Below are 19,634 nucleotides of genomic sequence, written 5' to 3' on the forward strand. Positions count from 1 at the left end.
TGTGGCTCGACACGACCGGCTGTACCCGGAGCCGACAGGCGAGGTGCGCATGAGTCTGTCCCTGCGCTTCGCCGCCGGATCACACAAGGGGATGATCCGGGAGGGCAACGAGGACTCCGGTTACGCCGGTCCCCGGCTGCTCGCGATCGCCGACGGCATGGGCGGCGCCGCCGCCGGCGAGGTCGCCTCCTCCGAGGCCATCTCCACCATCGTCTCGCTCGACGACGACGTCCCCGGCTCCGACCTGCTCACCTCGCTCGGCAGCGCCGTCCAGCGCGCCAACGACCAGCTGCGCATGATGGTCGAGGAGGACCCCCAGCTCGAGGGCATGGGCACCACCCTCACCGCCCTGCTGTGGACCGGCCAGCGGCTCGGCATGGTGCACGTCGGCGACTCCCGCGCCTACCTCCTGCGCGACGGCGTCCTCACCCAGATCACCCAGGACCACACCTGGGTGCAGCGCCTGGTAGACGAGGGCCGCATCACCGAGGAGGAGGCGACCACGCACCCGCAGCGGTCGCTGCTCATGCGGGCCCTCGGCAGCGGCGAGCACGTCGAGCCGGATCTCTCGATCCGCGAGGTCCGCGCCGGCGACCGCTACCTGATCTGCTCCGACGGCCTGTCCAGCGTCGTCTCCCACCAGACCCTGGAAGACACCCTGGCCAGCTACCAGGGCCCCCAGGAGACGGTGCAGAACCTGATCGAGCTGGCCCTGCGCGGCGGCGGCCCCGACAACATCACCGTGATCGTCGCCGACGTCCTCGACCTCGACACCGGCGACACCCTCGCCGGGCAGCTGTCCGACACCCCGGTCGTAGTCGGCGCCGTCGCCGAGAACCAGAACCAGCTGCACGACAACGGCATCATGCAGACCCCGGCCGGCCGCGCCTCCGGCCTCGGCCGCCACCGGGGCCAGAGCGGGGGCGGGGGAGAGTTCGGCCCGCCCGGCAGCGGCGACGTCACCGGCTTCATCCCCACCGACGGCTTCGGCTACGACGAGGACGACTTCGTCAAGCCCAGGAAACGCAAGTGGGTCAAGCGCTCCCTGTACGGCCTGCTCGCCCTCGCCGTCATCGGCGGCGGCCTCTACGGCGGCTGGCGCTGGACCCAGACGCAGTACTACGTCGGCACCAACGACGAGCACGTCGCCCTCTACCGGGGCATCAGCCAGGACCTGGCCTGGGTCTCCCTGTCCGAGGTGGTCAAGGACCACCCCGAGATCGAACTCAAGTACCTCCCGCCCTACCAGCGGAAACTGGTCGAGGCGACCATCGCCGAGGGCGACCTCGACGGCGCCCGGGCGAAGATCGAGGAACTGTCCGTCCAGGCCTCCGCGTGCAAGAAGCAGGCCGAGCGGCGCGCCGCCGAGAGCGAGAACAACGCGAAGACCGGCGAGGGCGAGGCAGGAGGCACCACGGGAACCACTCCCGCCTCCTTCACGTCCAAAGCCACACCGACGCCGAACCCCTCGGGCTCGACGAAGGCTCCGCAGAAGTCCACGCCCCCGTCCACGACCGCACCCACTCCCCAGCCCGGCCCCAGCCTCTCGGAGGAAGAGCAGAAGGTCGTCTCGCTGTGCGGTAAGCAGTAGGCAAGCCGTGAGAGGCCCTGTCACACGATGAGCAGCACTTCCAACCCGTCGACCCAGCACACGTCCACGATCGGCGCGATCGGCGCACCCAGCCGCCGCAACACCGAACTGGCCCTGCTGATCTTCGCCGTCGTCATTCCGGTGTTCGCCTACGCCAATGTCGGGCTCGCCCTCGACGGCACCGTCCCGTCCGGCCTGCTGGCGTACGGACTGGGGCTCGGGCTGCTGGCGGGAGTGGGGCACCTGGTCGTACGGAAATTCGCGCCGTACGCGGATCCCCTGCTGCTGCCGCTGGCGACGCTGCTCAACGGCGTCGGCCTGGTCGTCATCTGGCGGCTGGACCAGTCAGAGCGGCTCCAGGCGAGCAAAACGTTCGTGGAGGCTGCGCCACGCCAGCTGCTGTACTCGGCGATGGGCGTCGGCCTGCTGGTGGCCGTACTGGTGTTCCTGAAGGACCACCGCGTCCTCCAGCGCTACACGTACATCTCCATGGCCGGCGCCCTGTTTCTGCTGATCCTGCCGCTGGTTCCCGGGCTCGGCGCGAACATTTACGGTGCCAAGATCTGGATCAAGATCCCCGGTCTCGGCACCCTCCAGCCCGGTGAGTTCGCGAAGATCGTCCTCGCGGTCTTCTTCGCCGGCTACCTCATGGTGAAGCGGGACGCCCTGGCCCTGGCCAGTCGCCGCTTCATGGGCCTGTACCTGCCGCGCGGCCGCGACCTCGGCCCGATCCTCGTCGTCTGGGCGCTGTCGATCCTCATCCTGGTCTTCGAGACCGACCTCGGAACGTCCCTGCTGTTCTTCGGGATGTTCGTCATCATGCTGTACGTCGCCACCGAGCGGACCAGCTGGATCGTCTTCGGTCTGCTGATGTCCGCGGTCGGCGCCGTCGGCGTGGCCAGCTTCGAACCCCACATCCAGACCCGCGTGCAGGCCTGGCTCGACCCGATGCGCGAGTACGAGCTCTCCCGCGCGGGCGTCCAGGACGGCATCGTCCACTCCGAGCAGGCCATGCAGGCCCTGTGGGCTTTCGGCTCCGGCGGCACGCTCGGCACCGGCCTCGGACAGGGCAACTCCGACCTCATCGGCTTCGCCGCCAACTCCGACTTCATCCTCGCCACCTTCGGCGAGGAGCTGGGCCTGGCGGGCGTCATGGCGATCCTGCTGCTCTACGCATTGATCATCGAGCGCGGCATCCGCACCTCGCTCGCGGCCCGTGACCCGTTCGGCAAGCTGCTGGCCATCGGCCTGTCCGGCGCCTTCGCGCTCCAGGTCTTCGTCGTGGCCGGCGGCGTCATGGGCCTCATCCCGCTGACCGGTATGACGCTGCCGTTCGTCGCCTACGGCGGTTCGTCCGTCATCGCTAACTGGGCGCTGATCGGCATCCTGCTCCGGATCAGCGACACCGCCCGCCGCCCGGCGCCCGCCCCCGCCCCCAACCCCGACGCCGAGATGACCCAGGTGGTCCGACCGTGAACAAGCCCCTGCGCCGGATCGCGATCTTCTGCGGCCTCCTCGTCCTCGCCCTGCTCGTCCGCGACAACTGGCTGCAGTACGCCCAGGCGGACAAGCTGAGGACCGACGAGCACAACCGCCGTGTCGCAATAGAACGGTATGCCTCCCCGCGCGGCGACATCATCGTCGACGGCGAGGCCATCACCGGCTCCAAGGAAACGTCGGGCAGCGACTACAAGTTCAAGCGCACCTACAAGGACGGCCCCATGTGGGCGCCCGTCACCGGATACGCCTCACAGGCCTTCGGCGCCACCCAGCTGGAGAGCATCGAGGACGGCATCCTCACCGGCAACGACGACCGGCTCTTCTTCCGCAACACGCTCGACATGCTCACCGGCAAGAAGAAGCAGGGCGGAAACGTCGTCACCACGCTCAACGCCGCCGCCCAGAAGGCCGCCTACGAGGGCCTGAAGAAGCAGGGCGGCAAGGGCGCGGTCGTCGCACTCGAACCGTCCACCGGCAAGATCCTGGCTCTGGCCTCCTTCCCGTCGTACGACCCCTCGTCGTTCGCCGGCAACTCCACGACCACGGACACCGAGGCCTGGCAGAAGCTGCAGAAGAAGAACAACCCCGACGACCCGATGCTCAACCGGGCCCTGCGCGAGGTCTACCCGCCCGGCTCCACCTTCAAGGTCCTCACCGCCGCCGCCGCACTGGAGAACGGCCTCTACACGGACCCCGAGGCGCCGACCAAGACGCCCCTGCCGTGGACGATGCCGGGCACCACGACCGAGCTGAAGAACGAGGGCAACATCCCCTGCAAGAACGCCTCCCTGCGCGAGGCGCTGCGGTGGTCCTGCAACACCGTCTTCGGCAAGATCGGCTCCGACCTCGGCAACGACAAGATGCTCGAGATGGCCAAGAAGTTCGGCTTCACCGAGGAGCAGTTCACCCCGGTCCGCGCCTCCGCCTCGGTGTTCTCCGAGGACATGGCCCCCTCCGAGGTCGCGCTGTCCTCCATCGGCCAGTTCAACACCGCGGCTACTCCCCTTCAGATGGCCATGGTCGCCTCCGCGGTCGCCAACGACGGTGTGCTGATGAAGCCGTACATGGTCGACGAGCTGCAGGCGCGGGATGTGGAGCCCATCGAGAAGACCGACCCCGAGGAGTACAGCCGCCCCCTCTCGGCTGACAACGCCCAGAAGCTCCAGTCGATGATGGAGACCGTCGTCGAGTCCGGCACCGGCAAGAACGCCCAGATCCCGAACGTCACCGTCGGCGGCAAGACCGGTACCGCCCAGCACGGCGAGAACAACAGCAAGAACCCCTACGCCTGGTTCATCTCCTACGCCAAGACCAGCGACGACGCCTCCCCGGTGGCCGTCGCCGTCGTGATCGAGGACGAGGACGCCGTGCGTGACGACATCTCCGGTGGCGGCCTCGCCGCACCGATCGCCAAGAGCGTGATGGAGGCGGTCATCAAGAGCAAGCAGTGACTCCGGTCACGTCTGCTTCACATCGGTGCACGTTGCGGTACCGGTCCTGTATCGGCTGACGCACTTGGCCAGGTCACACAAAGCGAGCCGGGTACGGTAGGCCCGGACGGCAGCCTCCGGCGGCACGAGTGTGCCGCCTGGGACCGACGGAGAGGGCTGGTAGGTAGCTATGGAAGAGCCGCGTCGCCTCGGCGGCCGGTACGAACTGGGCCAGGTGCTCGGTCGCGGCGGCATGGCGGAGGTCTACCTCGCGCATGACACCCGCCTCGGCCGTACCGTGGCGGTGAAGACGCTGCGCGCGGACCTCGCGCGTGACCCGTCCTTCCAGGCCCGGTTCCGCCGGGAGGCCCAGTCGGCCGCCTCGCTCAACCATCCCGCGATCGTCGCGGTCTACGACACGGGCGAGGACTACATCGACGGGGTGTCCATCCCGTACATCGTCATGGAGTACGTCGACGGCTCCACGCTCCGCGAGCTGCTGCACTCCGGCCGCAAGCTGCTGCCGGAGCGGGCCATGGAGATGACCATCGGCATCCTCCAGGGCCTGGAGTACGCCCACCGCAACGGCATCGTCCACCGCGACATCAAGCCGGCCAACGTCATGCTGACGCGCAACGGCCAGGTCAAGGTGATGGACTTCGGCATCGCCCGCGCCATGGGCGACTCCGGCATGACGATGACCCAGACCGCGGCGGTCATCGGCACCGCGCAGTACCTCTCCCCGGAGCAGGCCAAGGGCGAACAGGTCGACGCGCGCAGCGACCTCTACTCCACCGGCTGCCTCCTGTACGAGCTGCTGACGGTCCGCCCGCCCTTCGTGGGCGACTCCCCGGTCGCGGTCGCCTACCAGCACGTCCGCGAGGAACCGCAGGCCCCCAGCGTCTTCGACCCCGAGATCACGCCCGAGATGGACGCGATCGTACTGAAGGCGCTGGTCAAGGACCCCGACTACCGCTACCAGTCGGCCGACGAGATGCGCGCCGACATCGAGGCCTGCCTCGACGGCCAGCCCGTCGCGGCCACCGCCGCCCTGGGCGCCGTCGGCTACGCCGGCTACGGCAACGACCAGCCGACGACCGCCCTGCGCTCGGACTCCGGCGCGGGCGCCCCGACGTCGATGCTGCCGCCCATGAACCCGGACGACGGCGGCTACGGCTACGACGACCGCCCCGACCGCCGCCGCCAGGCCCCGAAGAAGAACAGCACCTCGACGATATTGCTCGTCGTCGCGGGCGTCCTGGTCCTGGTCGGCGCCATCCTGATCGGCCGCTGGGCCTTCAGCGGCAACGGCGGCGTGGGCAACGACACGGTCTCGGTGCCGAACTTCGTGGGCGAGAAGAAGGACACCGCCCAGCGCCTCGCCGAGAACGGCGATCTGAAGCTGGACTTCACCTCCAAGCCCTGCGAGAAGGAGAGCAAGGGCAAGATCTGCGAACAGGACCCGCTCCCCGGAGCCAAGGTCAAGAAGGACACCGTCGTCAACCTCGTCGTGTCGACGGGCGCGCCGAAGGTGACCGTGCCCAGCGTCACCGGCCTGGACGTCGACGAGGCGACGGACAAGCTGGAGGCCGACAAGTACGCGTTCGAGGTCAAGACGGAGACCCGCGAGTCGCCCGAGCCCGCCGGCACGGTGCTGGAGCAGGACCCGACCACCGGCGCGGAAGTCGAGAAGGGCTCCACGATCACCCTGATCATCGCCAAGGCGGAGGCGAAGTCCACCGTCCCGGACGTCATCGGCAAGACGTGCGACGAGGCGAAGGCCCAGATGACGGACAACGACCTCGTGGGCAACTGCACCGAGGAAGAGACCGACGACCCCAACCAGGTCGGCAAGGTCATCCGCACCACCCCGCAGGCCGGCTCCACCGCCGACAAGAACTCCGCGGTCCAGATCGTCGTCGGCAAGGCCAAGCAGCAGAACGAACAGGTCGCCGTCCCGAACGTCAACGGGCAGACCCTCAAGGACGCCCAGAAGATGCTCCAGGACGCGGGTCTGGCGGTCGGCAACATCGCCGGCTCCCAGGACCCCAACTCCCGCGTCTTCGGCTCCAACCCGCCCCAGGGCACCCAGGTCCCGAAGGGAACAGCGGTCAGCCTGTTCACCGCGGACCAGGGCGGCAACGGAGGCAACAACGGCGGCATCTTCGGCGGCGTCACCGGGGGCCGCGAGGAGGACTGACCCGCGACACCGGCACGACAGAGCCCCGGCTCCCTCTCCAGAGGGCACCGGGGCTCTCTCGCGTGCGCCCACCTTGAACACACGTCCCCCCTTCGCTCGTGTGTCTTCGCCCGCAGCGGCTCGTTGATCGGGTGGGGTGGGGCATCCGGGCCTGCCCTGACGAACAGCACCGAGGGGGCAGACCTTGATCAAGGAATCAGCACTGTTGGAATCACAGACGCTACGCAGCAGCGTCCTGGACCGCACCGATGTGCTCGACCGCGTGAAGGCACTGTCACTCCTGCCGGACGGCATGCATGTCACGACGGCGATGGTGGCGACGTACTTCGGAGTGACGGTCGAAGCGATCCGTGCCGTCGTACACGACCATCGCTCGGAGTTGGAAGCCAGCGGGTACCGGGTCCTCACTGGGACAGAACTGAGTGACTTCAAGCAACTCAGTGGGATTCAGTCGCGTACTCGGTCCCTCGCCCTCTTTCCCCGCCGAGCCGTCCTCAACGTCGCCATGCTCCTCCGGGACAGCGACGTGGCCCGCCAGGTGCGCACCTACCTGCTCGACATGGAGTACCTGGCGCGCACACAGCCTGTGGAAAACCCTGCCCCCGCCGATATCCCGTCCCTCGGCAACCGTATCGACCAGCGCATCACCCACATCCTCGGCAAGACGGTCGTACCGATGTTCAACGCCCTGATCGAAACGTCGGGCGAGCACCGCAAGGAACTCATCGAGCTCCGTCAGGACATCGAGAACGTCGAACGCAAACTGTGCTGGCACCACACTCGGCTCGCCACCCTCGAAGGCGAAGCACCCACGGAGAACATCAGGGCCACACTCCAGGCCATGACCTGGCAGGCATTCGAACGCCACGTCGCCCACCTGCTCCGACGCGACGGCTGCACGGACGTCGTCGTACGGCAGGCGCGCAGCGACCGGGGAATCGACATCACGGCACGCACGGCAGACGGACGCAGCGTGGCCGTCCAGTGCAAGAACCGCGCCGGGCGCTCGACCGTCCCCAGCGCCGACATGCAGAAGTTCGCAGGTGCCGCTCGCGCCGTCGACCGCGTGGACATCGCCCTGTTCGTCGCCACCTGCAACTTCAGCCGGGAAGCACAAGCAGTCGCCGACCTCAGCGGCGTCATCACCGTGAACCGCGACGAACTCGAAGCCTGGAGCGCGGGTGAGGCTCAAAGCCCTGCGATAGGCCACAGCCGAAGAAGCCCGAAGCCGCACAAGCAAGTTGCGGCTTCGGGCCTTCGTCATCGTAAGGGACCTACCGCAGCTCCTCCGGCAACGTCCGCTCCTCGTCCACCTTCTCCGTGCGGACCAGCTCGCCCCACACCACATACCGGTACTTGCTCGTGTACACCGGCGTGCAGGTCGTCAGCGTGATGTAGTGGCCGGCCTTGGTCTTCCCCGACTCCTTCGGGATCTTGGACAGGACGTCGACGTTGAACTTCGAGGTCTCGGGAAGGGCGCCGTAGACCTTGTAGACGTACCACGTGTCCTTCGTCTCGAAGACGATCGGGTCGCCCTTCTCGATCTTGTGGATGCCGTGGAACTTCGCCCCGTGCCCGTCCCGGTGCGCCGCCAGCGAGAAGTTGCCCTTCTTCCCGGACGTGGGCAGCGTCGCCTTCACCGGGTCCGTGTAGTAGCCGGCCACGCCGTCGTTGAGCACCTTCATCGAGGTGCCCTTCTCGACGAGAATCTCGTCACCGCTCATCGCGGGCACATGCAGGAAGCCGATGCCGTCCTTGCTGTCGAAGGACACCGGACCGTCACCGCCGGACTCCTGCGCCCAGTGGTCGCGGACCTTCTCCGCCTGCTTGTCCGCCGCCCGGTCGGCCATGACATTCGTCCACCACAGCGAGTACACGACGAACAGACCGAGCACCAGGCCCGCCGTGATCAGAAGCTCCCCGAAGAAACTGATCGCCATCGCGACCGGTCCCATACGGCGGCGCGCCCGGCGCGGAGACGACCCGCGCGTGCCGGTGTGCTCTTCGGTGTCGTCGGTGGTCGCTGCCACGTTCCCTCTGTCCTCGATTGACCAGCTAGTTGACGAGCGCATCCGGCTTGCCCTTGCTGCGCGGCCGTTCCTCGGCCATCTTGCCCCAGACGATCAACCGATACTTGCTGGTGAACTCCGGCGTGCACGTGGTCAGTGTGATGTAGCGGCCCGGCGCGGTGAAACCCGACCCCTTCGGCACCGGATCGAGCACGCTCACATTCTTCGGCGACGTCACCGGCAGCATCGACGCCATCTTGTACACGTAGTACGTGTCCTGCGTCTCCACGACGATCGGATCGCCCGGCTCCAGCCGGTTGATGTACCGGAACGGCTCCCCGTGCGTATTGCGATGCCCCGCCAGCCCGAAATTCCCCGTCTTCGCGTCCGGCATCGCCGTCTTCAGCGCACCCTCCGCATAGTGGCCCACCATGCCCCGGTCCAGCACCCGCTTGCTGTCGATGCCCTCCGCGATCGGCACCACCACATCCAGCCGCGGAATGTGCAGCAGCGCGAAACCCTGCCCCGGCTCGAACGCCCCCGGATTCCGCTTGCCGTTCGCCCAGTCGCTCTGCAGATCGCTGGCCTCCTTGCCGGCCTGCGCCTGCGCCCGCACATTGGTCCACCACAGCTGATAGGTGACGAACAGCAGCATCAGCACACCGGTGGTGATGAACACCTCGCCGATCGCCCGGCTCGCCATCACCGCCGGACTCGCCTTACGGGCCTTCGCCCGCCGCCGCGCCTCGACCCGCGAGAGCGGCGCCTGCCGCCCACCCTCGGGCCCGTGACCCGTCCCCGAGCCCGCCGAGCCCTCCGTAGTCTCACCGGCCTTGTGCGAGCCCCCACGGCGCCCATGACGCCGCTTGGCGGCCTTCCTGCGCGCCGCCCGGCCCTCAGGAGCCGTCGAGGCCGACCGACTCGCCGTCGTCGTCCCGCCCGGCGGATCGGGGATCCGCAGCGCGACCGTCTCCTCGTCGAGCAGCGGCTCGTACGCACCCCCACGCGGCTCCTCAGCCGGGACGTACGCATCCCACGACTGCCCGACCTGCTGCCCCCCGTACGGCTCCTGGCCGTACCACTCCCCGAGCGCACCCGGCCCCTCGTACGACGGCCCGTCGTACGAGCTGCCCTGGCCGCCGGCGCCGCCGTACGCGTCGGCGCCGGACTCGCGCTCGGGGCGCAGCGCGGTCACGCCGAGGACCTGCCCACCACCGGGGCGAGCCCCGCCGACCTCGCCACCGCGCCTTCGTCCCCGCACTCCACCAGCCAGTTGGCCAGCATCCGGTGCCCATGCTCCGTCAGCACCGACTCCGGATGGAACTGCACGCCCTCCACCCGAAGTTCACGATGCCTCAGCCCCATCACGATGCCGTCCGGCGTCCGCGCCGTCACCTCGAGCTCCGCCGGAACCGTCGCCGGCTCCGCCGCCAGCGAGTGATAGCGGGTCGCCGTGAACGGCGACGGCAGCCCCGCGAAGACGCCCTTGCCCTCGTGCTCCACCGGCGACGTCTTGCCGTGCAGCAGCTCCGGCGCCCGGTCCACCACACCGCCGTACGCCACCTGCATCGACTGCATGCCCAGACACACGCCGAAGACCGGCACGCCCGTCGACGCACAGTGCCGCACCATGTCCACGCAGACCCCGGCCTCCTCCGGCGTGCCCGGCCCCGGCGACAGCAGCACACCGTCGAAACCGTCCTGTGCGTGCGCCGTCGACACCTCGTCGTTGCGCAGCACCTCACACTCGGCGCCCAGCTGATACAGGTACTGGACCAGGTTGAAGACGAAGCTGTCGTAATTGTCCACGACGAGAATGCGCGCGCTCACTGGTTGTCCACCGTCACATCGTTGAAGGGCAGCAGCGGCTCGGCCCACGGAAAGACGTACTGGAAGAGGACGTAGACCACGGCGATGACCAGCACCAGCGAGATGAGCGCCTTCACCCATCCGTTCCCCGGCAGATGCCGCCAGATCCAGCTGTACATGCCGTCCCTTCCGTCGTGCCACGGCACCTGACCCACGCCGTACGCCAACAGACTAACGGCGCAACGCCTCCGGTTTCCCGGCCTCCACAGGCTGCGTGGAGTCCAGATGCGCCCAGACGATCAGCCGATGACTGTGCCCCCATTCCGGATCGCACGTCGTCAGCGTCAGATAGCGGCCCGGGCGCGTATACCCGGAAGTACGTGGCACAGGGTCGATCACCTCGACGTCCGTCGGCACAGTTTTGTACGGCCCCTTGTCGATCCGGTACGTGAACCAGGTCGCCCCGTCCGTCAGCACCACCGCGTCACCCCGCCTGAGCTGGGGAAAGTCCTTGAACGGATCGCCATACGTACGCCGGTGCCCGGCCACCGCGAAATTGCCCCGCTGACCGAGCTGAGCGGTGCCCGCGTAGTGCCCGAGGCCCTTCTTCAGCGTGCCCGTCGCCGTCCCCTCGAGCACCGGCTTGTTCCACGTGAAACCAAGGCGCGGGATGTACATGATCGCGAAGGCCCGCCCCTTCGCATACGGCTTCGGCCTCGGAGGACTCGCAGGCGCACCGGACACAGGCCGAGCACTCTCCCGCGCCCACTGCTCCCGGAGCCGGTCGATCTGCTCGTCCATCACGTCATCGGCCCGCACACCGGTCCAGAACAACACGTACACGACGAAGAGCACGATCACGGTGCCGACGGTGATGCACAGCTCGCTGACAGTCCTGACGATCACGCGCACCGGCGGCCCCCCGCCTCGCTGGCTACTCCACAGGCTTCGCGTAGTGCAGATCCACTGTGCCCGAGTAGCCGGGCAGAGTCACCGTCCCGTTGTCCTCGACTTTCCAGCCGAGCCCGTAGACATTGACGTACACCATGTAGTTCTGGATCGCCGGAGACGCCGCCAGCGCCTTCTTCAGCTTCTCCGGATCACCCACCGCCGTGATCTTGTAGGGCGGCGAGTAGACCCGGCCCTGCAGGATCAGCGTGTTGCCCACACACCGCACCGCACTCGTGGAGATCAGCCGCTGATCCATCACCTTGATGCCCTCGGCCCCGCCCTGCCACATCGCGTTCACCACGGCCTGCAGATCCTGCTGGTGGATCACCAGGTAATCGGGCTGCGGCTCCGGATACCCGGGCAGCTTCGCCGTGGCGTCCGGCGGAGCGTCATTGAGCGTGACCGTGATCGCCTCACCCTTGAGCGGCTGCGTCCCCGCCCGCTTCTCCAGGTCGGCGAGCTTGTCCAGCTCCGCCTCCGTACTGCCGTCGTCCCGCTCCGCCAGCGCCTCCGTCTCCCGGCGCAACGCGCCGTTCGACTCGTCCAGCCGGCCGTTCTCACGGCTGCGCTCATGGATCAGATCCGACAGCTTCAGCAGCGAGGCGTCCGTGCGGATATCCGTGCCCTTGGCCGTGTTGAAACTGGTGAAGAAGATGAGCCCGGCGAGAGCGAAGACACCCACGGTGAGGATCCGCACGGGCCGGAAACGGCGTCGGCGGGCAGGGCTGGATTCCGTCCCCGGGAAGTCGGCAGAATTGCTCAACGTACCCTTATCTCCTTCGGCGCCACGGAAGCACTACGCTAACGGACGCCCGGGGGAGCGCTCAGAGTCCCCTTGTACGCTGCCCCGAGCCCGACCCAGATCCCTGCGCGGCCACGCAGCGCATCGACAGGAGAGACCCTCGTGCCGAAGTCACGTATCCGCAAGAAGGCCGACTACACGCCGCCCCCGGCGAAGCAGACGACCGCCATCAAGCTGACCAACCGCGCCTGGGTCGCGCCGGTGATGCTGGCCCTGTTCCTCATCGGCCTGGCCTGGATCGTCGTCTTCTACGTCACCGACGGCTCGCTGCCCATCGACGCTCTGGGCAACTGGAACATCGTGGTGGGCTTCGGTTTCATCGCCGCCGGATTCGGTGTCTCGACGCAGTGGAAGTAGGCCCACGGGCCAGCTCTGCCCAGGGCTATCCACTGAGTTATCCACAGGCGTTGTCCACAGTGGGGAAAAAGAAAGACGATCTGTGGATAACTCACTGTGAGTTGACGCCGGTGTGACCGAACGACTGGCATCCGAAAGCTTGTTCGCCCCCTGCCTGACCTGCGGAAACACGGGTCGGTGACAGGGGGCACAGATGTTCCCGCACCCTGTGCACAAGATCCGCCACTCGCTGTGGACAACGCCCGCTCAGGTGAGCTGCGCGGTCCTCAACAGGGTCAGTCCCACGATGACGGCGAGCACCAGCGCACACGTTCCGTACTGGACGAGCGAGCGCCGCTCACGGGGGGCGTGGACCATGGCGTAGCCGACGACGACGCCGGCGACAAGGCCTCCGATGTGAGCCTGCCAGGAGATGTTGGCCCACGTGAAGGTGAAGATCAGGTTGATCACGAGCAGGGCGATGATCGGCCGCATGTCGTAGTCGAGCCGCCGCATGAGTACGGCGGTCGCGCCGAACAGCCCGAAGATGGCGCCGGACGCGCCGAGTGTCCCGGTGGTGGGTGCGCCCAGCAGGTAGGCGAGTGCGCTGCCGGCGAGTCCGGAGACGAAGTAGAGCGCTAGATAGCGGGCGCGGCCGAGGGCGGCTTCGAGGGGGCCGCCGAGCCACCACAGGCTGAGCATGTTGAAGGCGATGTGCCAGATCGCCTCGTGGGTGAACATCGAGGTGACCAGGCGGTACCAGTCGCCGTCGGCGACACCGTCCGTGGGCAGGAAGGGCTCGGGCGGCCAGCGTCCGATGAGGACGAGGTCGTTGAGCAGTGGCTCGCTGAACTGGACGGCGATGAAGACCGCCAGGTTGATGCCGATGAGGATCTTGGTGATCAGGTGGGGATCGGCCGCGACGGTGCCGCCGGCGAGGGTGCGGGGCATCGCGGCGTTCGGAGCGTGTCCGGTGCCGGAGCCGCTGCGGACGCAGTCGGGGCACTGGAAGCCGACCGCGGCGTTGACCATGCACTCGGGGCAGATGGGGCGTTCGCAGCGGGTACAGCGGATGCCGGTCTCGCGGTCTGGGTGTCGATAGCAGTGAGGGACGCGGTGGGCGTCCTGCGGGCTGCCGGCAGCCTGGTCGTCCATGACATCCCCTCGGTCGTGTGGAAAAGCCCCGCCCCGCTCATCCTTACGGATGAGCGGGGCGATTGGTTCCCCTCTGGGGGGCTTTCGCGCTCCCTGGGGGCGAGAGGCTCAGCTCTCGGTGATCTCGACCGACTCGATCACGACGTCGTTGACCGGACGGTCCGTGCGCGGGTTGGTCTGGGTGGAGGCGATGGTGTCGACGACCTTCTGGCCGGCGGCGTCGGTGACCTCGCCGAAGATGGTGTGCTTGCGGTTCAGCCATGCCGTCGGGGCGACGGTGATGAAGAACTGCGAGCCGTTGGTGCCCGGGCCGGCGTTGGCCATGGCCAGCAGGTAGGGCTTGTCGAAGCGCAGGTCGGGGTGGAACTCGTCCTCGAACTGGTAGCCGGGGCCGCCGGTGCCGTTGCCGAGCGGGTCACCGCCCTGGATCATGAAGCCGCTGATCACCCGGTGGAAGACCGTACCGTCGTAGAGCTTGTCGGTGGTCTTGGCACCGGTCTCGGGGTGGGTCCACTCCCGCTCGCCCTTGGCGAGCTCGACGAAGTTCTTGACCGTCTTCGGCGCCTGGTCCGGGAAGAGCCGGACCTTGATGTCGCCGTGGTTGGTCTTCAGGGTGGCGTAGAGCTGCTCAGCCACGATGTGCCTTCCGTTGTCTTTCCGTGACTCCCTGATCCTCGCACGGACGGGGCCCTCAGTCGCCCGGCCTCGGTTCACAGGCGGGCATCCGGGCCGATCCGGTTGCGGAAATCCGGCCGAGTCATTCCGTGGCGGGGGCGGGCGGCGACGATCCGTGGCATTGTCGACGACAAGCTCCTGTTGCCCCGGATTCATCCCCTATTGCACTCGACCACGCTTCACCGGCACCCGTATGCCTGTCCGCGCATGCCTCGTGGCCGCCCGGCAGGCATGATCCGTAAAAGGGTGGAAAGTCGAATTACCGTACGCCACCGAGGAGGAGGAACCCGTGACCCGCATCGACAGCGTGCGCGCCGCGACCGGTTCGGCGAAGGACAGCGTGCTGCACGCCGCGGAAGTGGTGGCGCCCTACGCCGACACGGCCAAGGTCAGGGCCGCGCACTACGCACACGAGGCACGCGTACGGCTCGCGCCCAAGGTGACGCAGGCCGCAGGGCAGGCCCGCGTCCAGTACGGCGCACATGTCCAGCCGTATCTGGAGCAGGCCAGGACGCATGTGCCGCCGAAGGTCGACCTGGCCGCTCAGGAGGCCGCCCTTCGTACGCGCCAGGCCGCGCGTCAGGCGGCCGAGTTCTCCAAGCCGAGGATCGAGCAGGCGAGGGCGGCCGCCGGGCCGGCGAGGGACGAGGCTGCCGCTCGCAGTGCGGCCGTGCTGGCGGCGCTGCGCGGCCAGGTCTCGGCCAAGCAGATCCAGAAGCTTGTCCGTAAGCAGCAGCGGCGGGCGAAGGCCGGCAAGGCCGCGAAGGTGATCCTGGTGCTGGGTGCCGTCGCGGGTGGTGCTTTCGCCGCGTGGAAGTGGTGGGACAAGCAGGCCAACCCGGACTGGCTGGTGGAGCCGCCGGAGCCGACGGACGTGCCGGAGGGCGGCACGCTGACGTCGGTGGACGGCAGCGGCCGGTCCGCGCTCGATCCGGAGGTCGAGGCCAAGGAGGCCGAGGAGGAGGCCGCCAAGCGCGACGACCAGACGTGACGCGCTCGGGCAACGTCAACGGCGCGGCGGGACAGGAGACTTGAGGGTCTCTTCGTCCCGCCGCGCCGTTTCACGTGAAACATCTGATGCACGAACGACAAGACCCCTCCCACCGCGTTTCCGCAGGTGGGAGGGGTCTGTGTGTGGAGCCTAGGGGAGTCGAACCCCTGACATCTGCCATGCAAAGACAGCGCTCTACCAACTGAGCTAAGGCCCCGGAAGGAAAGCGTCCACCGGGAAGACTGCCGTCCTAGTGGGCGCCGGAGACCAGAGTACCGGGTCACCCCGGGGATTCCGCAAAAAGATTGGGGGTCCCCGTGACCGACCACTCTCCGTAAGATGCTCGGCGTGGTTCGCTACAGCGAACCGCGTTCTAGGGGAAGCGATGGGGAGACGCAATGGACGCCGCACAGCAGGAAGCCACCGCAAGAGCGCGGGAACTGCAGCGGAACTGGTACGGGGAGCCGTTGGGGGCGCTCTTCCGTAGGCTCATAGACGATCTCGGTCTCAACCAGGCTCGTCTCGCGGGGGTACTGGGACTGTCCGCACCGATGCTGTCGCAGCTGATGAGCGGCCAGCGGGCGAAGATCGGCAATCCGGCGGTGGTGCAGCGGGTGCAGCTGCTGCAGGATCTGGCCCGGCAGGTCGTGGACGGCAGCGTGAGCGCGGCCGAGGCGACCGAGCGGATGGAGGAGATCAAGAAGTCGCAGGGGGGATCGGTGCTCAGCAACACCACGCAGACGACGAACAGTTCGGGTGCGCCGACGGTCAAGCGGGTGGTCCGTGAGATCCAGTCCCTGCTGCGGTCGGTCGCGGCCGCCGGCGAGATCATCGAGGCGGCGGACACTCTCGCCCCCACGCACCCGGAGCTGGCAGAGTTCCTCCGGGTCTATGGCGCGGGCCGCACGTCCGACGCGGTGGCTCACTACCAGTCCCACCAGAACTGATCCCTGCAGCGGGAAACACGGGGGGAGTCACGGGGGAAGCGCAAGGGAAGCGCAGGGCGAGTCACGGGGGACATCGCAGGGGGAGGAGCGACGTACAGCCATGGGTGAGGTCTTCGCCGGCCGGTACGAGCTGGTCGACCCGATCGGACGCGGGGGCGTCGGCGCGGTCTGGCGCGCCTGGGACCACCGTCGCCGGCGTTATGTGGCCGCCAAGATTCTCCTCCAGAGCGACGCGCACTCTCTGCTGCGGTTCGTACGCGAACAGGCTCTGCGGATCGATCACCCCCATGTGCTCGCCCCGACCAGCTGGGCCGCTGACGACGACAAGGTTCTCTTCACGATGGACCTCGTGGCCGGCGGTTCGCTGGTCCACCTGGTCGGGGACTACGGTCCGCTGCCGCCCGCGTTCGTGTGCACCCTGCTCGACCAGCTGCTGGCCGGTCTTGCGGCGGTGCACGCGGAGGGCGTGGTGCACCGGGACATCAAGCCCGCCAATGTGCTCCTCGAGGCCACCGGCACGGGCAGGCCGCGGCTGCGGCTGTCCGACTTCGGCATCGCCATGCGGCTGGGCGAGCCCCGGCTGACCGAGACCAACCTGGTGGTGGGGACGCCCGGCTATATCGCGCCGGAGCAGATGATGGGCTCGGAGCCGGACTTCCCCGCCGACCTGTTCGCCGTGGGTCTGGTCGCGCTGTATCTGCTGGAGGGCGCGAAACCGGACGCCAAGGCGCTCATCCAGTACTTCGCCGACCACGGGACGCCCGGGGCGCCCCAGGGCATCCCGGAGCCGTTGTGGCAGGTCGTGTCGACCCTGCTGCAACCGGATCCGGCAGCCAGGTTCCGCACGGCGACGGGGGCGCGCAAGGCGCTCGCCGCGGCCGCGGAGCTTCTGCCGGAGCCGAGCCCCGACGACGAACTGATCGAGATCTTCGACCAACTGGGGCCGCTGCCGCCGGGATTCGCCGCGGACGGTCCGGTGAAGCGGGCCTCGGGTGTCCGGCCGGAGCAGGGCGCCGGGGTCGTCGCGGAGGAGGCCCGGCCGGGTGATGCCGTCGCCTCTTCCGGGCTCCGGCATGACTCCCTGTCCGCCCGGCCGTCGTCGGCGCACGAGCCCTCCTCGGCGCAGGGGCCAGCGTCTGCTCAGGGGCTGCCTTCGGCCGGGACAGCCGGGGCGGCATCCGGTGAACCCGGGCCAGTGACGGCATCCGGGGCACCCCGGCAGGTCGCGGCGTCCGGTGTGCCCGGCCCGGTCGCGGCATCCGGCTCCGGTGCGGGAACCGGTTCCGTCCCGTCGGCCGTATCCGAGCAGCCTTCCAGTCCCCCGGCGTCGGCCCCTCCCGTGCAGCCGCAGGGCAGCGCGCGGAGCATGTCGGACACCGGTAGCTTCCATCTGCCGCCGCCGCAGGTCACCGCCGCGTCGTCCGCGACGTCGGCCCCACCGTCCCCTCCCGGCCCACCCGGATCCCAGCCACGCCGGCAACCACAGCCACAGCACCACCTCCAGCCACCACCAGCACGGGCCGCCGAGCACAGCGCCCAGCATCCCCTGGCGGCCCACTCCGCCCACGTCTCCCCGCACGACCCGACTCACCCCCTGCGCTCCCCTGAGACACCGCACCCGTCGGCGTATCCCGTCTCGGCCCCGCTCCCGCCCGCGGAGGCCTCTACTGCTGAATACACCGCCCAAGCCCCGCAGGTTCCGCCTCCGAGCGAGGCGACTTCACGGCACGCAGCGCCGCCCTCCCCGCCCCGTCGCCGACCGGGCCCTCCGGCGAGGGTGGCCGTTCCTCTCCTGCTGCTCGCCCTGGCCTGCTACGCCGTGGGCTTCTGGGCCCTCACCCAGATCTGAGCCCTTCCACAACGAAGCAGCCCCGGAGCGGAGCGCCGCCCCAATGGAGCGGCCCACCACGCCAGCCGCTAGCTAGGCAGCACCCCGCCGCCTGGCCACCACCGTCCACACCCCGAGCCCGATCAGCAGCGCGCTCCCGGTGCCGATGCCGCCCACGGCGAGCGCCGTCATGGCGGGGTCGTCGTCGCCCGTCACCGTGCCTCCGGCCGCCTCCCGGTCCTCGTCCGTCACCGCGAAGATGCCCGGCGGCATGGATGCCGCCTGGTAGCCGGGCCCGTCCTGGGGCGTGCCGCTCAGCCGCACCCGAAGGGTCAGGGGGACGGGCTCGTCGCCGAAGTCGTCCGCCACGTCCGCCGCGAGGTGGGCGACGAGGTAATAGGAGCCGGCGAACCGCATTCCGTCCACGCGGCTGCCGGGCGCATGACGATTGCCGTATGCGACGGGCGGCAGGGGGGCGAGGCGCTCGGACTTCTGGCTGCCGTTGTAGCCGATGCCGAGGTCGGTGACGTATCCGCGCACGGGGTTGTAGAGGTCCAGGTCCAGGGCGGCGGCGACGTAGCCCTTGGCGCCGGACTTCGTCCTGCCCAGCTCGGCGGTGACGTGTAGTTGCCGTCCCCAGTCGACAGGGACCCGGTAGAAGAGAGTCCGGCCCGGCCGGATGTCGTCCCGCCAGACTCCCTCCCCCAGCGCGGTGGCCTGGGCGAACCCCGCTCCGCCGGTGCGTCGTACGGCCTTCCCCTCGACGGGCGCGGGGGTGGCGGAGTTCCATGCCTCGGGCGGGCTCGTCGCCCCATCATTCTTCGGCTCGGGCTCCGAGACGACGGCGAGTTCCAGCTCCCAGGGGTCGGGGGAGGCTTCGTTTCCGTCCGGATCGGCACGTTCGACGGTTACGTAGTACGTCCCGGCGTCCTTGCACACGGATCTGCGCGGAGAGATCTCCCGTTCGGCCCAGGCGGCGACCGGGTGCGGGCTGCGACCGGCGCCGAAGGTCGCCGTGTTCGTGTCGCAGGAGCGGCCTTCGCCATCCTTCAGGGTCACCTTCACGCCGTCGAGGGCGGAGGCGGTGCTGTCCGTGGAGGGAACGGCCGTGGCGGACACGTAGGTGGTCGAGGTGGCGTCGAGTTCGAGGCGGTAATGGACGGTGCCGTTCGGCGGGAGGGTGCTGCGGTAGCTCCGTCCGGCTTCCAGGAGCGCGGCGTCGGCGGTGCTCACGCCGGCCTCCACCTGCTGATCCTCGTCGGCGAAGGCGTAGGGAGGCGTCGTCCCGGACTCGGCGGGGAGGGCCTTCGTGGCGCGGCCGGTGCCGGGCGAGGCGACTGGTGCGGCCGTTGCGGCGGCGTGGGCAGGCGGGCCCGGCAGCAGGGCGGCCACGGCCCCCCAGGTGACCAC

General features: G+C 68.8%; 18 protein-coding genes and 1 tRNA gene. 9 read left to right on the top strand and 10 right to left on the bottom strand.

Annotated features, from left to right (window positions below; translation table 11 throughout):
* Nucleotides 1-49 precede the first annotated feature (49 nt).
* The 5 genes from N4P33_RS10580 (at nucleotide 50) to N4P33_RS10600 (ending at nucleotide 8,114) form a co-directional block, all read left to right on the top strand.
* The gene (locus N4P33_RS10580) at nucleotides 50-1,591 is read left to right on the top strand and encodes a Stp1/IreP family PP2C-type Ser/Thr phosphatase (RefSeq protein ID WP_260826099.1); all 1,542 of its coding nucleotides are present in this window, start codon (nucleotides 50-52) and stop codon (nucleotides 1,589-1,591) included.
* Between the two features lie 27 nt (nucleotides 1,592-1,618).
* Complete coding sequence (locus N4P33_RS10585; RefSeq protein WP_260826080.1) at nucleotides 1,619-3,067, top strand: FtsW/RodA/SpoVE family cell cycle protein; 1,449 nt, start codon at nucleotides 1,619-1,621, stop codon at nucleotides 3,065-3,067.
* Nucleotides 3,064-4,542: a penicillin-binding protein 2 gene (locus N4P33_RS10590; RefSeq protein WP_260826081.1), complete on the top strand. Its 1,479-nt coding sequence runs from the start codon at nucleotides 3,064-3,066 to the stop codon at nucleotides 4,540-4,542. Before N4P33_RS10585 ends, N4P33_RS10590 begins: the two co-directional genes overlap by 4 nt.
* A 169-nt stretch (nucleotides 4,543-4,711) precedes the next feature.
* On the top strand, nucleotides 4,712-6,721 hold the full coding sequence (gene pknB, locus N4P33_RS10595; RefSeq protein WP_260826082.1) for a Stk1 family PASTA domain-containing Ser/Thr kinase: 2,010 nt from the start codon (nucleotides 4,712-4,714) through the stop codon (nucleotides 6,719-6,721).
* A gap of 184 nt (nucleotides 6,722-6,905) precedes the next feature.
* Complete coding sequence (locus N4P33_RS10600) at nucleotides 6,906-8,114, top strand: restriction endonuclease (RefSeq protein WP_260826083.1); 1,209 nt, start codon at nucleotides 6,906-6,908, stop codon at nucleotides 8,112-8,114.
* Here the strand turns inward: N4P33_RS10600 and N4P33_RS10605 are convergent.
* The 6 genes from N4P33_RS10605 to N4P33_RS10630 are packed head-to-tail and all read right to left on the bottom strand — an operon-like array spanning nucleotide 7,996 to nucleotide 12,253.
* On the bottom strand, nucleotides 7,996-8,751 hold the full coding sequence (locus tag N4P33_RS10605; protein ID WP_260826084.1) for a class E sortase: 756 nt from the start codon (nucleotides 8,749-8,751) through the stop codon (nucleotides 7,996-7,998). The genes N4P33_RS10600 and N4P33_RS10605 overlap by 119 nt on opposite strands.
* Nucleotides 8,752-8,776: 25 nt before the next feature.
* Entirely contained in the window at nucleotides 8,777-9,925 is a 1,149-nt protein-coding gene (locus N4P33_RS10610) for a class E sortase (RefSeq protein ID WP_260826085.1), read from the bottom strand.
* Nucleotides 9,922-10,560, bottom strand: coding sequence for an aminodeoxychorismate/anthranilate synthase component II (locus N4P33_RS10615; protein WP_260826086.1), 639 nt, complete (start codon nucleotides 10,558-10,560; stop codon nucleotides 9,922-9,924). The genes N4P33_RS10610 and N4P33_RS10615 overlap by 4 nt, the downstream gene beginning before the upstream one ends.
* Nucleotides 10,557-10,718, bottom strand: coding sequence for a hypothetical protein (locus N4P33_RS10620; protein WP_260826087.1), 162 nt, complete (start codon nucleotides 10,716-10,718; stop codon nucleotides 10,557-10,559). The genes N4P33_RS10615 and N4P33_RS10620 overlap by 4 nt, the downstream gene beginning before the upstream one ends.
* Before the next feature lie 52 nt (nucleotides 10,719-10,770).
* Nucleotides 10,771-11,451: a class E sortase gene (locus tag N4P33_RS10625; RefSeq protein WP_260826088.1), complete on the bottom strand. Its 681-nt coding sequence runs from the start codon at nucleotides 11,449-11,451 to the stop codon at nucleotides 10,771-10,773.
* Nucleotides 11,452-11,473: 22 nt separating this feature from the next.
* Nucleotides 11,474-12,253, bottom strand: coding sequence for a DUF881 domain-containing protein (locus N4P33_RS10630; protein WP_260826089.1), 780 nt, complete (start codon nucleotides 12,251-12,253; stop codon nucleotides 11,474-11,476).
* A gap of 141 nt (nucleotides 12,254-12,394) precedes the next feature.
* Between N4P33_RS10630 and crgA the strand changes: the two genes are divergently transcribed.
* Nucleotides 12,395-12,649, top strand: coding sequence for a cell division protein CrgA (crgA, locus tag N4P33_RS10635; protein ID WP_053635432.1), 255 nt, complete (start codon nucleotides 12,395-12,397; stop codon nucleotides 12,647-12,649).
* A 246-nt stretch (nucleotides 12,650-12,895) separates the two neighbouring features.
* On the opposite strand, the gene N4P33_RS10640 is transcribed toward crgA, so the two are convergent.
* Nucleotides 12,896-13,783 (bottom strand): rhomboid family intramembrane serine protease, encoded by an 888-nt coding sequence (locus N4P33_RS10640; protein WP_260826090.1) that lies wholly within the window; start codon nucleotides 13,781-13,783, stop codon nucleotides 12,896-12,898.
* Nucleotides 13,784-13,891: 108 nt separating this feature from the next.
* Complete coding sequence (locus N4P33_RS10645) at nucleotides 13,892-14,419, bottom strand: peptidylprolyl isomerase (protein ID WP_260826091.1); 528 nt, start codon at nucleotides 14,417-14,419, stop codon at nucleotides 13,892-13,894.
* Between the two features lie 328 nt (nucleotides 14,420-14,747).
* Between N4P33_RS10645 and N4P33_RS10650 the strand changes: the two genes are divergently transcribed.
* The gene (locus tag N4P33_RS10650; RefSeq protein ID WP_260826093.1) at nucleotides 14,748-15,449 is read left to right on the top strand and encodes a DUF5324 family protein; all 702 of its coding nucleotides are present in this window, start codon (nucleotides 14,748-14,750) and stop codon (nucleotides 15,447-15,449) included.
* Between the two features lie 144 nt (nucleotides 15,450-15,593).
* Here the strand turns inward: N4P33_RS10650 and N4P33_RS10655 are convergent.
* A tRNA-Ala gene (locus tag N4P33_RS10655) sits at nucleotides 15,594-15,666 on the bottom strand.
* Between the two features lie 181 nt (nucleotides 15,667-15,847).
* Here N4P33_RS10655 and N4P33_RS10660 point away from each other — a divergent pair.
* Together N4P33_RS10660 and N4P33_RS10665 are read left to right on the top strand one after the other, a co-directional pair.
* A complete protein-coding gene (locus tag N4P33_RS10660) occupies nucleotides 15,848-16,396 on the top strand; it encodes a DNA-binding protein (protein ID WP_260826094.1) in 549 nt (182 codons plus the stop codon).
* Nucleotides 16,397-16,496: 100 nt separating this feature from the next.
* On the top strand, nucleotides 16,497-18,245 hold the full coding sequence (locus tag N4P33_RS10665; protein ID WP_260826095.1) for a serine/threonine protein kinase: 1,749 nt from the start codon (nucleotides 16,497-16,499) through the stop codon (nucleotides 18,243-18,245).
* Nucleotides 18,246-18,317: 72 nt separating this feature from the next.
* On the opposite strand, the gene N4P33_RS10670 is transcribed toward N4P33_RS10665, so the two are convergent.
* Entirely contained in the window at nucleotides 18,318-19,634 is a 1,317-nt protein-coding gene (locus N4P33_RS10670) for a hypothetical protein (RefSeq protein ID WP_260826096.1), read from the bottom strand.

It is taken from the genome of Streptomyces sp. 15-116A, from assembly GCF_025290915.1.
GTDB lineage: Bacteria > Actinomycetota > Actinomycetes > Streptomycetales > Streptomycetaceae > Streptomyces.